General features: G+C 48.4%; 16 protein-coding genes. 10 read left to right on the top strand and 6 right to left on the bottom strand.

The genetic code is table 11. The annotated features are described in order from the left end of the window. Positions 1 to 14 precede the first annotated feature (14 nt). From xylA to upp, 10 genes are all read left to right on the top strand, one after another. Complete coding sequence (xylA, locus tag N774_RS0104970; protein ID WP_024860181.1) at positions 15 to 1,328, top strand: xylose isomerase; 1,314 nt, start codon at positions 15 to 17, stop codon at positions 1,326 to 1,328. 55 nt (positions 1,329 to 1,383) lie between these two features. Next, the gene (locus tag N774_RS0104965; RefSeq protein WP_024860180.1) at positions 1,384 to 2,841 is read left to right on the top strand and encodes an ABC transporter substrate-binding protein; all 1,458 of its coding nucleotides are present in this window, start codon (positions 1,384 to 1,386) and stop codon (positions 2,839 to 2,841) included. Between the two features lie 71 nt (positions 2,842 to 2,912). Beyond that, positions 2,913 to 3,902, top strand: a complete 990-nt coding sequence (locus N774_RS0104960; RefSeq protein WP_024860179.1) for a carbohydrate ABC transporter permease — start codon at positions 2,913 to 2,915, stop codon at positions 3,900 to 3,902. Further along, the gene (locus tag N774_RS0104955) at positions 3,890 to 4,744 is read left to right on the top strand and encodes a carbohydrate ABC transporter permease (protein WP_024860178.1); all 855 of its coding nucleotides are present in this window, start codon (positions 3,890 to 3,892) and stop codon (positions 4,742 to 4,744) included. The genes N774_RS0104960 and N774_RS0104955 overlap by 13 nt, the downstream gene beginning before the upstream one ends. A 159-nt stretch (positions 4,745 to 4,903) precedes the next feature. Then, positions 4,904 to 6,577 (top strand): formate--tetrahydrofolate ligase, encoded by a 1,674-nt coding sequence (locus tag N774_RS0104950; protein ID WP_024860177.1) that lies wholly within the window; start codon positions 4,904 to 4,906, stop codon positions 6,575 to 6,577. A 15-nt stretch (positions 6,578 to 6,592) separates the two neighbouring features. Beyond that, positions 6,593 to 7,033 carry a tRNA (adenosine(37)-N6)-threonylcarbamoyltransferase complex ATPase subunit type 1 TsaE gene (tsaE, locus tag N774_RS0104945; RefSeq protein ID WP_024860176.1) on the top strand — a complete coding sequence of 147 codons (441 nt, stop codon included), beginning with the start codon at positions 6,593 to 6,595 and terminating at the stop codon, positions 7,031 to 7,033. Then, entirely contained in the window at positions 7,005 to 7,697 is a 693-nt protein-coding gene (tsaB, locus tag N774_RS0104940; protein ID WP_242836562.1) for a tRNA (adenosine(37)-N6)-threonylcarbamoyltransferase complex dimerization subunit type 1 TsaB, read from the top strand. The genes tsaE and tsaB overlap by 29 nt, the downstream gene beginning before the upstream one ends. Before the next feature lie 19 nt (positions 7,698 to 7,716). Then, a complete protein-coding gene (gene rpiB, locus N774_RS0104935; protein WP_024860174.1) occupies positions 7,717 to 8,151 on the top strand; it encodes a ribose 5-phosphate isomerase B in 435 nt (144 codons plus the stop codon). Further along, the gene (locus N774_RS0104930; protein ID WP_051463374.1) at positions 8,151 to 8,726 is read left to right on the top strand and encodes a GNAT family N-acetyltransferase; all 576 of its coding nucleotides are present in this window, start codon (positions 8,151 to 8,153) and stop codon (positions 8,724 to 8,726) included. Before rpiB ends, N774_RS0104930 begins: the two co-directional genes overlap by 1 nt. A gap of 2 nt (positions 8,727 to 8,728) precedes the next feature. Then, entirely contained in the window at positions 8,729 to 9,358 is a 630-nt protein-coding gene (upp, locus tag N774_RS0104925; protein WP_024860172.1) for a uracil phosphoribosyltransferase, read from the top strand. A gap of 44 nt (positions 9,359 to 9,402) precedes the next feature. Here upp and N774_RS0104920 read toward each other — a convergent pair whose 3' ends face one another. The 6 genes from N774_RS0104920 to N774_RS0104895 are packed head-to-tail and all read right to left on the bottom strand — an operon-like array spanning position 9,403 to position 13,692. Further along, positions 9,403 to 10,059: an HAD family hydrolase gene (locus tag N774_RS0104920; protein ID WP_051463373.1), complete on the bottom strand. Its 657-nt coding sequence runs from the start codon at positions 10,057 to 10,059 to the stop codon at positions 9,403 to 9,405. Continuing rightward, positions 10,059 to 10,526, bottom strand: a complete 468-nt coding sequence (gene ribH, locus N774_RS0104915) for a 6,7-dimethyl-8-ribityllumazine synthase (protein WP_024860170.1) — start codon at positions 10,524 to 10,526, stop codon at positions 10,059 to 10,061. The genes N774_RS0104920 and ribH overlap by 1 nt, the downstream gene beginning before the upstream one ends. Positions 10,527 to 10,545: 19 nt before the next feature. Then, positions 10,546 to 11,064 carry a hypothetical protein gene (locus tag N774_RS0104910; protein ID WP_024860169.1) on the bottom strand — a complete coding sequence of 173 codons (519 nt, stop codon included), beginning with the start codon at positions 11,062 to 11,064 and terminating at the stop codon, positions 10,546 to 10,548. A 15-nt stretch (positions 11,065 to 11,079) separates the two neighbouring features. Then, entirely contained in the window at positions 11,080 to 11,562 is a 483-nt protein-coding gene (locus N774_RS0104905) for a hypothetical protein (RefSeq protein WP_024860168.1), read from the bottom strand. 10 nt (positions 11,563 to 11,572) lie between these two features. Then, positions 11,573 to 12,772, bottom strand: a complete 1,200-nt coding sequence (locus N774_RS0104900; RefSeq protein WP_024860167.1) for a bifunctional 3,4-dihydroxy-2-butanone-4-phosphate synthase/GTP cyclohydrolase II — start codon at positions 12,770 to 12,772, stop codon at positions 11,573 to 11,575. 5 nt (positions 12,773 to 12,777) lie between these two features. Then, positions 12,778 to 13,692, bottom strand: a complete 915-nt coding sequence (locus N774_RS0104895; protein ID WP_024860166.1) for a hypothetical protein — start codon at positions 13,690 to 13,692, stop codon at positions 12,778 to 12,780. Between the last annotated feature and the right edge of the window lie 5 nt (positions 13,693 to 13,697).

The raw sequence follows: 13,697 nt of genomic DNA, 5'->3' as shown, positions 1-13,697 counted from the left end.
GAGGAAAATCATTAATGGAATTTTTCAAGAATATCGGCAAGATCGAGTATAAGGGCAAGGACAGCACAGATCCCCTCTCATTCAAGTACTACAATCCCGATGAAGTGATCAACGGCAAGAAGATGCGCGACCATCTCAAGTTTGCTCTTTCATGGTGGCACACAATGGGCGGCGACGGAACAGATATGTTCGGCTGCGGCACAACAGACAAGTCATGGGGTCAGACTGATCCTGCTGCAAGAGCTAAGGCTAAGGTAGACGCAGCTAAGGAGATCATGGATAAGCTTTCCATCGACTACTACTGCTTCCACGACCGTGACCTTTCTCCCGAGTACGGCAGCTTAAAGGACACAAATGCTCAGCTCGACATCGTTACAGATTACATGAAGACAGCTATGGGCGACAAGAAGTGCCTCTGGGGTACAGCTAAGTGCTTCGATCACCCAAGATTCATGCACGGTGCAGGTACTTCACCTTCCGCAGACGTTTTCGCTTTCTCAGCTGCACAGATCAAGAAGGCTCTTGAGTCTACTGTAAAGCTCGGCGGTAACGGCTACGTATTCTGGGGCGGCCGTGAGGGTTACGAGACTCTCCTCAACACAAACATGGGTCTTGAGCTTGACAATATGGCTCGTCTTATGAAGATGGCTGTTGAGTACGGACGTTCAATCGGCTTCACAGGTGATTTCTACATCGAGCCTAAGCCAAAGGAGCCTACAAAGCACCAGTATGATTTCGATACAGCTACTGTTCTGGGCTTCCTCAGAAAGTACGGTCTCGACAAGGACTTCAAGATGAACATCGAGGCTAACCACGCTACACTTGCTCAGCACACATTCCAGCATGAGCTCCGTGTTGCAAGAGACAACGGTGTATTCGGTTCTATCGACGCTAACCAGGGCGATCCGCTCCTTGGCTGGGATACAGACCAGTTCCCGACAAACATCTATGACACAACAATGTGCATGTACGAGGTTATCAAGGCTGGCGGCTTCACAAACGGCGGTCTCAACTTCGACGCTAAGGCAAGAAGAGGAAGCTTCACTCCCGAAGATATCTTCTACAGCTATATTGCAGGTATGGACGCATTCGCACTCGGCTTCAGAGCTGCTCTCAAGCTCGTTGAGGACGGACGCATCGACAAGTTCACAGAGGACAGATATGCTTCATGGAAGTCAGGCATCGGCGCTGACATCATCGCAGGCAAGGCAGACTTTGCATCTCTCGAAAAGTATGCTCTCGAAAAGGGCGAGGTTACAGCTTCACTCTCAAGCGGCAGACAGGAAATGCTGGAGTCTATCGTAAACAACGTTCTTTTCAGTCTGTAATTTAAGCGGACTGTCAAGATATATATCAATTTTAAATAATTGGAGGTCAAGAAAAATGAAAAAAGCATTATCGTTCATTTCAGCACTTGCACTGCTCGCAACAGCTACAGCTTGCGGCGGTACAAAGTCATCATCCGATCAGGGCAACGGCGATACAGGTACAAGCCAGTCCGAGTCATCTAATGGTGGCGGTGAAAAGAAGGAAGGCAAGCAGACTATCAATCTGTGGTCTTTCACAGACGAAGTTCCAAAGATGGTTGAAAAGTACATCTCACTGCACCCTGAGTTTGCAGAGAAGTACACAGTAAAGACAACTATCGTTCCTACAACAGAAGGTGCTTACCAGCCTGCACTTGACAAGGCTCTTACAGGCGGCGGAAGCGATGCACCTGATATGTACTGTGCAGAGGCTGCATTCGTTCTCAAGTATACACAGGGCGAAATGGCAAGCTATGCTGCTCCTTACAAGGATCTCGGCATCGATGTTGACAACGAGATCAAGGCTGCTGACATCGCTCAGTACACAGTTGATATCGGTTCAAACAACGGCAATGTAGTTGGTCTTGGCTACCAGGCTACAGGTGGTGCATTCATCTACAGACGTTCAGTTGCTAAGGCTGCTTTCGGTTCAGACGATCCTAAGACAGTTGAGGAGAAGATCGGCGGCGGTTCAAACAGCTGGGATAAGTTCTTTGAGTGCGCAGAAGAGCTCAAGGGCAAGGGCTACGGAATCGTATCAGGCGACGGTGATATCTGGCACGCTGTTGAGAACAGCTCACCTACAGGCTGGGTTGTTGACGGCAAGCTCAATATAGATCCTAAGCGTGAGGAATTCCTCGACCTTTCAAAGAAGCTCAAGGACAACGGCTATCACAACGATACAGAGGACTGGGGCGATGCTTGGTTCGCTGATATGAAGGGCGAAGGCTCTAAGGAAGTTCTCGGATTCTTCGGTCCTGCATGGCTCATCAACTACACACTTTCACAGAACTGCGGTTCTTGGAAGGAGACAGGTGAGAAGGACGAAAACGGCGATCCTATCAAGGAGCTCGATACTTCTATCGGTACATACGGCGACTGGGCAGTTTGCCAGCCACCAATCGGCTTCTTCTGGGGCGGTACATGGGTATTGGCTAACAAGGATTCCAAGGTCAAGGAAGGCGTTGGAGAGCTCATCGACTGGATCACTCTCAACTGCACACAGGACGGTCTCCAGTACATGTGGGCTAACGGTACATTCGATACTTCTAACCCAACTAAGGACTGCGTAGCTTCCGGTACTGTTCTTAAGATGTCCAACGGCGAAGTTGACTTCCTCGGCGGTCAGAACATGTTCGACGCTTTCGAGGCCGGTAACAAGCTTGCAAACGGTAAGAACCTCACACCTTACGATGAGACTATCAACCAGAAGTGGCGTGGACAGGTTCGTCAGTACACAGCTGGCAACAAGTCAAGAGACGAAGCTATCAAGGACTTCAAGCAGGAAGTTGCTGACGAGCTCGATATTCACTAATTTTTAAGCATTGCAGAGCTGTACCGCCGATATGCGGTACAGCCCTGTAAAAATAAAGGAGGCTTACGGCTTTGAAGACGAAGCTTAAAGGTATTAGCTATTCCAAATACGGATACCTATTCAGTATTCCTTTTGTTGTTGCTTTCTTGATATTTACGCTGTACCCGACTATTTATACAGCGATCCTCGGCTTTACAGACTGTAGAGGTGTTAACAACGAAAACTTCCACATTCTGGAGCATCCGTTAGAAAACTATAAACTTATATTACAGAATGATTCTTTCCGTGTATCTCTGAAGAATACCGTTCTGATCTGGGTAATGAACTTTATCCCTCAGATCACTATAGCACTTCTTCTTACTGCGTGGTTCACATCACACAGCAATGAGATCAAGGGAAAAGGCTTCTTCAAAGTCGTTTTCTATATGCCGAACATTATTACGGCTGCAACAGTTGCGATCCTGTTCCATTCGCTTTTCAACTATCCTATCGGACCTGTCAATGACCTGCTCACAAGATCAGGCATCAGAGACGAAGCTTACTACTTCTTTACCAGTAAGATGGCTTCACGACTGATAGTTGTATTCATTCAGTTCTGGACATGGTACGGAAATACCATGATAGTTCTTATATCGGGCGTTCTGGGTATAAGCCCTGATATTTACGAAGCAGCAGAGATCGACGGAGCAAATGGTGTTCAGACCTTCTTCCGTATTACAATACCTAACATAAAGACTGTCTTACTTTACACACTCGTAACAAGCCTTGTCGGCGGACTTAATATGTTCGATATCCCGTTCCTCTTCTTAAAGGGCGGTCCTGACAGAGCTACACTTACGACCAGTGTATTCATTTACAATCAGGCTTTCGCAGGAAGCTACTTGTATAACAGAGCATCTGCTGCAAGTATGCTGATGTGGATCATTATCGCTGCACTCTCGGGTGTACTGTTCTTTATAATGCGAGATAAGGAACAGATAAAGATGGATAAGGAGATCAAGAGAGCCAAGAAAGAAGCGCGCAGAGCGTCGAAGGGAGGAGTAAACCAATGGCAGTGGTAAATAAAAAGCCAAGTACATACGGCTTTAAGATCATTGCGTATGCATTTTGTATACTTCTCACTGTTCTGAGTATTTTTCCGTTTATTATCATGATCGTGAACGCCACGAGAAGTACAGGTGAGATCCAGAGCCACGCGGTATCATTCATACCCGGTCTGAACCTCAAAACAAACTGGGGTATACTCATGAAGAGCAAGACCTTTGATCCGTTCCTGGGTTTCAAAAACTCACTGATCGTTTCTGTTGGTTCAACAGCTTGTAATGTTTATTTCTCAACAATGACAGCATTCGCACTCGTTGCGTATGACTGGAAACTCAGAAAACCGTTCTTTACTGTTATCATGGCAGTGCTTATGATCCCTGCTCAGGTAAGCAGTATCGGTTTCTACACATTCATGTATAAGATACACCTGACGAACAGTTTTCTGCCTCTTATACTTCCTGCGATCGCAGCACCTACTACTGTATTCTTTATGAGACAGTACATGATACCCTCGCTTCCTATGGAGATACTCCAGTCTGCGAGAATCGACGGTGCAGGCGAATTCAGAATATTCAACCAGATCGTTCTTCCGATGATGAAGCCCGCTATGGCTACACAGGCTATCTTCTCGTTCGTAACCAGCTGGAACCAGCTGTTTATGCCTCAGATCCTTAACACGGATATGAAGAAGTACACCATGCCGCAGATGGTATCTCTCCTCAACGGAGACGCTTACAAAACCGAGTACGGTTCAGTTTATCTGGGACTGTTACTTACCGTAATACCGATCCTTATTGCATACTTCCTGCTTTCAAAGTACATTATCGCAGGTGTTGCACTGGGCGGTGTCAAGGGCTAAAGTGTTCTTAATGTTATCACATTTTTCTTTCTTAAATCTTAGAGGGCTGCACTTTTTGGGTGCAGCCTTCTCTGTTATATAAATATTCTTTTCAAACCTTGCATTTACTGCCGAAACGTGGTATAATAAAATTATTATGACAGTTCGGAGGATATAACTATGTTATCTGATATTGAAATTGCCCAGAGCGCTGAAATGAAGCGCATTAACGAGATCGCAGCAGGTCTCGGCATAGACGAGACTGATATTGAGCCCTACGGTCACTACAAGGCTAAGCTTTCGGAGGCTCTCTACACAAAGCTTGCAGACAATGAGGACGGCAAGCTGATACTTGTTACAGCTATAAACCCAACACCCGCAGGTGAGGGGAAAACTACCATAAGCGTGGGACTTTCGGACGCCATGCGCAGGATCGGCAAAAAGACCGTTCTTGCTCTCCGTGAGCCCTCTCTCGGACCTGTTTTCGGCATGAAGGGCGGCGCAGCAGGCGGCGGCTATGCTCAGGTAGTGCCTATGGAGGACATCAACCTCCATTTCACGGGAGATATGCACGCTATCACAGCTGCGAACAATCTTCTCTGCGCAATGATAGACAATCATCTCCAGCAGGGAAATACCCTACAGATAGACCAGCGCAGGATAATGTTCAAGCGCTGCATGGATATGAACGACAGAGCCCTGAGAAATATCCTCATCGGTCTCGGCGGCAGAGCCAACGGCGTACCACGTGAGGACGGCTTCAATATCACTGTTGCTTCCGAAGTAATGGCTATACTCTGCCTTGCTTCCGACCTTGATGACTTAAAGGAACGCCTTGGAAATATCCTCATTGCCTATAATCTCAGCGGTGAGCCGATATACGCAAGAGACCTTGGCTGTACAGGTGCTATGACAGCTCTCCTCAAGGACGCTCTCAAGCCCAATCTTGTACAGACACTGGAGAATACCCCCGCATTTATCCACGGCGGACCCTTTGCAAATATTGCTCACGGCTGCAACTCACTTAGAGCTACAAAGCTTGCTCTTAAACTTGGCGATTACGTTGTTACCGAGGCAGGCTTCGGCTCAGACCTTGGCGCTGAGAAGTTCCTTGACATCAAGTGCCGTATCGGCGGACTTGCGCCCTCATGCGTAGTTCTTGTTGCTACTATCAAGGCTCTCAAATACAACGGCGGCGTTCAGAAGCAGGACCTCGGCAAGGAGAATATGTGGGCTCTTGAAAAGGGCATCGAGAACCTGAGAACTCACATTGAGAATATGCACAAGTATCATGTTCCTGTAGTTGTGGCTATCAACAGATTTGCTACAGATACTGACGAGGAAGTAAAATTCGTTGAGAACTTCTGCTCCGAAATGGGCGTTGAGGTGTCCATGTGCGAGGTATTCGCAAAGGGCGGCGAAGGCGGTACTGACCTTGCTAAAAAGGTATGCGAAGCTATCGACCTTTGCGGCGACAATGAGTTCAAGCCCCTTTATGATACTCACGCAACTATCAAGGATAAGGTGGAGAAGATAGCCAAGGAGATCTACCGCGCTGAGGGCGTTACATTTACTGCTCAGGCTGAAAAGGCTATCAAGGAGATCGAGAATATCGGCTTCTGGGATCTGCCTATCTGCGTTGCTAAAACTCAGTATTCACTTTCGGATAACCCAAATCTTCTCGGAAAGCCAAAGAACTTCAAGATAACCGTCCGCGATGCAAAGCTCTCATCGGGCGCAGGCTTCGTAGTTATCTACACAGGCGATATCCTCACAATGCCGGGACTTCCAAAGGCTCCTGCGGCTCTGAATATCGACTGTTTGGGCGACGGAACTATCACAGGACTTTTCTGAGCGGACTGATTAAATATGAAGATAATAACTCATTCTCCTCAGGAGACCATTGCCGCAGCTGAAAAGCTGGGGGGACTTCTGAAAGCAGGAGACATGATAGCATATAAAGGCGGACTGGGCGCTGGAAAGACTACTTTCACCCGCGGTCTTGCCATTGGAATGGGGCTGGGGGACAGCGTTACCTCGCCTACATTTGCCCTTGTCAACGAGTACCGCGGTGAGCACATAACGCTCTATCACTTTGATATGTACCGCATCGACTCCGAGGACGACCTTGAATCCACAGGCTTTTACGATTATCCCTTTGAGGATAATGTTGCCGCAGTGGAATGGTCTGAGAATATTGCGGAGTTCCTGCCAAAGGAAACTATCTATGTGACCATAAACAGTCTCGGTGAGAACGACAGGGAAATAATTATTGAGGACGGTGGAAGATTTGCTGCTGCTTGGGATTGATACCTCGGGAAAGACCGCTTCCGCAGCGCTTTTTGATTCGGACAGCGAGCTGTTTTTAGCTCAGACTACCGTTTATACACAGAAAACTCACTCTCAGGTCATTATGCCCATGGTCAAGGACATTATGGCACAGGCAGGCAAGGAGCTCTCAGACCTTGGGGGCATTGCCGTTGCAAACGGTCCGGGCTCTTATACGGGGCTCCGTATCGGAGTCGCCGCAGTAAAGGCTCTCAGCTTCGGGCTGGGCGTAAATTGCTGCGGAGTATCCACGCTTTTAGGACTTGCCTGCAGCAACCTTGCCTACAAGGGTCATATATGTGCCATTATGAAGGCGAGGGGAGAGCTGGTCTACACCTGTACCTACAAGAGCGACGGCTACTGCGTCGAGCAGGTCACTGAGGAGCAGATAATATCCCGTGACGAGCTTGCGGAGTACCTTGCATTCAACGTTAAGGAAGCTATGCTCTGCGGCGACGGCGCTGCGGAGTTCTATAATACATACAGCTCGCCTGCGTTCATCATCGCGCCCCCACAGGGACGTTTGCAGAGCGCAATGGGCGTGTGCCTTGCAGGAGTTTCAAGAAAGCTCTCGAAGCCCGAAGAACTGGAAGTATCTTACTTACAGAAGGTAAAGGCTGAAAAGGACTTGGAAAATAAAAAGTAATAATATGGAGATGTTTAACATGATAGCAATCGGCTGTGACCACGCTGGCGTGGAAATGAAAAAGGCAGTTAAGGAGTACCTTACAGAAAAGGGCTTTGAGCTCAAGGACTTAGGTACTGACGGTGAGCCCTGCGATTATCCCGATATGGCAGAGAAGCTCTGCGGCGAGATAAACTCGGGCAATTGCGAAAAGGGCATACTTATCTGCGGAACAGGTATCGGCATGTCAATTGCCGCCAACAAGATAAAGGGTATCCGTGCAGCACTCTGCTCGGACTCATTCTCGACTAAGTATACCCGTCTGCACAACGACGCAAACGTTATGTGCATGGGCGCAAGAACTCTCGGTCCCGGACTTGCAAGCGAGCTGGCTGAGATATTCCTCACAACAGAGTTCGAGGGCGGACGTCACCAGAGAAGAGTTGACCTTATAACCGCACTTGAAAACAAGTGATGAAGCACACGGGAACTGTTCCCTTTGAGACAGAGCGGCTCATATGCCGCAGATTCGAGTTTGGCGACCGGCGCGATATGCTGGAGAACTGGGCTTCGCTTCCCGAGATACAGACCGAGTACGGCGAGCCTGTCTACACTGATGAAGTACAGGTGAAGGGGCTGCTGGAAAAGTATATCAGCAGCTATGACCGTGAGGACACCTACCGCTGGGCGATAATTGAGAAGCAGAGCGGCAGGAATATCGGTCAGATAGCCTTCTGCAAGGTCTGGGAGGAACAGCGTACTGCGGAGATAGAGTACTGTATCGGCACTAAATACTGGGGAAAAGGCTATGCGGGAGAAGCACTGTCGGGGCTTATCACTCATTGCTTCCGCACCATGGACTTTGACAGGCTTGAAGCCTACCACAGAGCCGAAAATACAAAGTCGGGACGTGTTCTCGAAAAGTCCGCAATGCATAAAACGGATACTGTTCAGCGCTTCGTGCATGAGGGAGTAAGTCCCGAGGGCGAGGTATGCTACTGTATCGAAAAAGATGTATATTTGAATATTATTAATGAAAGGAGCTGCTAACTATGGGAGAATTACACATCATTGACCACCCACTGGTTCAGCACAAAATTTCACTTTTAAGAGATAAGAACACAGGAACAAAGGAGTTCCGTGAGCTTGTTTCCGAGATAGCAATGTTTATCTGCTACGAGGCTACAAGAGACCTCCCCTTAAAGGAGATAGAGCTTGAAACTCCTCTTGCTGTGGCAAAGACAAAGATAATCTCAGGCAGAAAGCTTGCGTTTATTCCAATACTCCGTGCAGGTCTCGGTATGGTAGATGGTGTTACAACACTTGTACCTGCTGCAAAGATAGGTCATATCGGACTTTTTCGCGACCCTGTCACACATGAGCCTGTGAAGTACTATTCAAAGGTGCCCGATGATATCAGCGAGCGCGACACTATCATCGTTGACCCTATGCTGGCAACAGGCAGATCGGCAGTTGCCGCTATCACAGAGATGAAGGAGCTTGGCGCAAAGCATATCAAGTTCATGTGCATCATATGCTCTCCCGAGGGAGTCAAGGCTGTACAGACAGCTCACCCCGACGTTGAGATATATGCAGGCGTTATGGACGAAAAGCTCAACGAGGACAAGTACATCGTTCCGGGCGTTGGTGATGCAGGCGACAGAATATTCGGCACAAAGTAAGAATACATGAAAAAAGCAGCTGCAATTGCAGCTGCTTTTTATGTTTATAGTTCCAGTAATTGTACCGCCTTGGGGATATCGCAGATATCATATACAATGATGTCTGCCTTCATCAGCTCCTCATGCGAGCCGAATCCGTAGCCGCAGCCTATGGAGGTCAGTCCGTTCTGAGCCGCAGTTTCTATATCGTGGAATCGGTCACCGATGACGATGAAGTCTCCCTTGTGCTCGGGAGCTATCTTGCGGAATATCTCATACTTTGGTATGAAATCAAAGGCTTCGCAGCAGTAGAAATAGTCGAAGAATCGGTCAAGCTTAAAGACTCGCTTGTGGCGTTCAAGGTAGTGAAAGCGGCAGTTGCTGAGGAATATGAGAGTATAGCCCATTCTTTTCAGTTCTGCCAGCGTTTCCTCTGCGCCGTCGTAGAGAGCTCCCTCGCCGTTATCTATGCGCCTTGCCATGTCCTCGCCCAGCATTATGCGGGCTTTTTCGCGTATCTCGGGATCAAGCTCAGGGTGAAACTGTCCCCACATATCGGTAGAATTGAAGCCAAGCCAGTAGCTTATCTCCTTGTCGGTGTACTCCCTGTCCGCGATGTAGCCGTTATCGGAAAGCCATTTCATAGTTCCGCGGAATGCGGGAGCGTAGGTGAGCATTGAGTTGTGGATAGTGCCGTCGTAATCGAATATGAGATTGGTCATTATGCCTCGATCTCTCTGATGAGGTTGATCATTTCGATAGCGCCCTCAGCGCACTCGCTGCCCTTGTTGCCTGCCTTTGAGCCTGCACGCTCGATAGCCTGCTCGATGTTCTCGGTGGTGATAACTCCGAACATTACGGGGATACCTGTCTGGAGAGACACCTGAGCGATGCCCTTAGCAGCCTCATTGCACACAAGGTCGTAGTGTGAGGTGCTGCCTCTGATGATAGCGCCGAGACAGATAACAGCGTCGTACTTGCCTGAGTTAGCCATTTTTGAAGCTATGAGCGGTATCTCGAATGCTCCCGGTACCCATGCGATGTCGATAGCGCCCTCGCTGACGTCATGGCGCTTGAGAGTATCGATCGCTCCGCCGAGAAGCTTTGATGTGATGAACTCGTTGAAACGTGCAACAACGATACCTATTCTTGTGTCCTTTGAGACCAGTTTTCCTTCGTAAGTTTTCATAATTATTCTTCCTTTCAGGTTATGCTGATTTATTGAGCGTGTAATTGTCCTTGAGGAGCTTTACCAGCTCGTCATGCTTTTCGATGACAGTGAATTTTTTCGGCATAATGCCGTTGCTGAACCAGAGATTGAGAGTTTCGCCCGATAGTTTGTACATTATCTTTTTCTTCTGTCTTGCAAGACCGAAGTTGTCGGGGAAATACACTCTCTGTGAGGTTATATAGGCGTACTTGCCGATAAAGAAGTCCAGCAGGAGCAGTATGGTCAGCAGTATCAGCGCAATGAACAGAAGTCCGTAGCATACCATGTGGTAGTTGTCGTTCATACGTCTTGCGCCGTTCCATTCAAGGAAGCCAATGACCAGCCATGCTGCCCAGCAGCAAGCCCACCATGCTGCGCTCTTTTTGAGCTGCCTTTTCAGCTTTATTGCAGTTTTCTTTGTCTTTACGCGGCTGAGGAAGATGAAGTATCCCGCGATACCGAACACGAATACTGCGCTCATGATACTCAGCACGCATATTGCGAAAATTTTTGTCATATGGGGTATGCTCCTTTATCTTGTAAGGGGATTCTCGTAGCCGTGCTTGCCGTACCAGTCAGCCAGCATTTTTACGGCTTTCATGTTTTTTATGCCCAGATTGTAGGAGAGCTTCCTGTTTGTCTTGTCGTTATAGATGTAAAGGTGCTCGATTCCGAAAAGTCCCTTTTTGTATTCGTAGCTGTGTATCTCGACGGGGGAGATGCCCTTGTTCATGAAGATAGGGTATCTCAGTCCCTCGGGGGAAAGGCATTCAAAGCCGTATATTGGTATGAGCAGTACTACCATAACAAGGAACAGTATGGTGATTATGGAGGGGCGTATCTGGAGCGCCAGAGCCAGTATCATAGTTACGGCTATGTTTATCCAGTTGCCCACAAATACCTTTTCCTTTGCCTTTGACCATGAAATGAACTCTGATATATCCAGTATCAAAGCTGTAATGCAGAGTATTACGAGAAGCGCTATAAGAATAATGTCTATTACGTTGTATTCCATATCATTCACCTCAGTAATTAAGGATATGTCCCATCTTGTCGCGTTTTGTTTTAAGATAGAACAGGTCGTATGCGGTAGCGTCCACCTGTATTGGTACACGCTCCTTTATTTCCAGTCCGAAACCGCTGAGGCCGTAGATCTTGTCGGGGTTGTTGGTCAGCAGGCGGAGAGTCTTGCAGCCCAAGTCGCGGAGTATCTGTGCGCCGATGTAGTATTCGCGCATATCTCCGGGGAAGCCCAGAGCAAGATTTGCTTCAAGGGTATCCATGCCCTTGTCCTGCAATTCGTAGGCGCGGAGCTTATTGATAAGACCGATTCCGCGTCCCTCCTGTCTCATATAGAGGAGTATTCCGCGTCCCTCTTTTTCGATCTGAGTCATAGCCGCTGCGAACTGCTGTCCGCAGTCGCATTTCAGCGAGCCGAAGGCGTCTCCCGTAAGGCACTCGGAATGAACTCGGCAGAGTATATCCTGTCCGTCGCCGATGTCGCCCTTTACCAGAGCCACGTGGTGCTCGCCGTTGAGCTTGTTCACATAGCCCAGAGCTCTGAACTCGCCGTACTTTGTGGGAAGCTTGGTATTTGCAACGCACTCCACCAGCACATCATGTACCTTGCGGTATTCTTTCAGCGCCTGTATGGTTATGAACTTCATGCCCCATTCGGCAGCCTTTTCCTGAAGCTCAGCTGTTCTCATCATGGTGCCGTCGTCGCGCATTATCTCACAGCACAGACCGCACTCCTCAAGACCTGCTAAACGCATGAGGTCAACTGTAGCCTCAGTGTGTCCCTCACGTTCGAGAACGCCGTTTTTCTTGGCTGTAAGAGGGAACATGTGTCCCGGGCGGCGGAAGTCCTCGGGCTTTGAGTTCTTATCCACGCACATACGGGCTGTGAAGCCTCGTTCCTCTGCGGATATGCCTGTGGTAGTATCCACATGGTCGATAGACACCGTAAAGGCTGTGCAGTGGTTGTCGGTGTTGTAATCAACCATCTGCGGCAGATGAAGCCTGTCGCAGAGCTCGGCGCTCATGGGCATACATATGAGACCCTTTGCGTGAGCCGCCATGAAGTTGACATTTTCTGTTGTTGCGAACTGAGCGGCGCATATCATGTCGCCCTCATTTTCTCTGCCCTCGTCGTCTGTAACGAGGATTATCTCGCCGTTTCGGAGCGCCTCGCAGGCTTCCTCAACAGTGTTGTACTGGAACATTAAGATTACTCCTTATCAATTTTGATATCGCCTGTATTTACGGCAAAGTCGATATTGCAGTTTTCAACTCCGATGCTCAGACTCTTGGAGGTACCATTTTTGTCCTCGCCCTTTACATCGTAGTTCTTTATGCCTGTCACTTCGATATTGCCTGTGTCAGCCTTGACGCTTATATCAGCTCCGCCCGAGCCGTTAAGGGGCAGACAGAATGTGATATTTCCTGTTTCGGCTGATATATCGGTCTTGCCCTTGTAGGTAATGTTGTCCATGGTGATATTGCCTGTGTCACATTTTATCACTGACGGACCTGTTATCTCGGTATCGGTGAAAGAGATATGACCTACGCCTACGTCAGCAGTAAAGCTTCCCGACATTTCGGCGAAGTCCACATCTCCCGTACCGCATATAGCCTTGAAATCGGTAACGTATGCAGGAACAGTGACATAAGCGTCATAAAAGATAAAGCAGTTGGGATAGGTCTTATTGAACCATGTGTCTATATCCTCGCCTGTTTCTGCTTCAACAAGGGTCATTATCTGCTCATTGCCCTTTATCTCGGACTTAATGTCAATGTGAGTATTTATCTCGTCCAAGACTTCCTGAGTATCGCCGTATACACTGTAGACTATAGAGTAGCCCGACTTGTTGTCGCCTGAGTGCTCGATAACTATATTGCCTGCTGGGATATCCACCGTTGCAGAGGATACCTCCTCGGGAGTATCAAACAGATAGTTGTTCATGTATCTGGCGTGTACGTTATACTTGCTTTCGAGGACGTCTGTATCTAAAGTGATCTCGCCTGAAACACTGCCCGAGCTTTCACTCTCAGGGGCAGAGCTTTCGGTCTGCTTGTCGGCACAGCCCGTGAGCATTGCGGCTGCAATAAGTGATGAAGTCACAAGTGCTTTTATAACCTTCATAGCTT

The sequence above is a fragment of the Ruminococcus flavefaciens AE3010 genome, assembly GCF_000526795.1.
Lineage (GTDB): Bacteria > Bacillota > Clostridia > Oscillospirales > Ruminococcaceae > Ruminococcus > Ruminococcus flavefaciens_D.
This window is presented reverse-complemented; position numbering and strand designations above follow the sequence as displayed.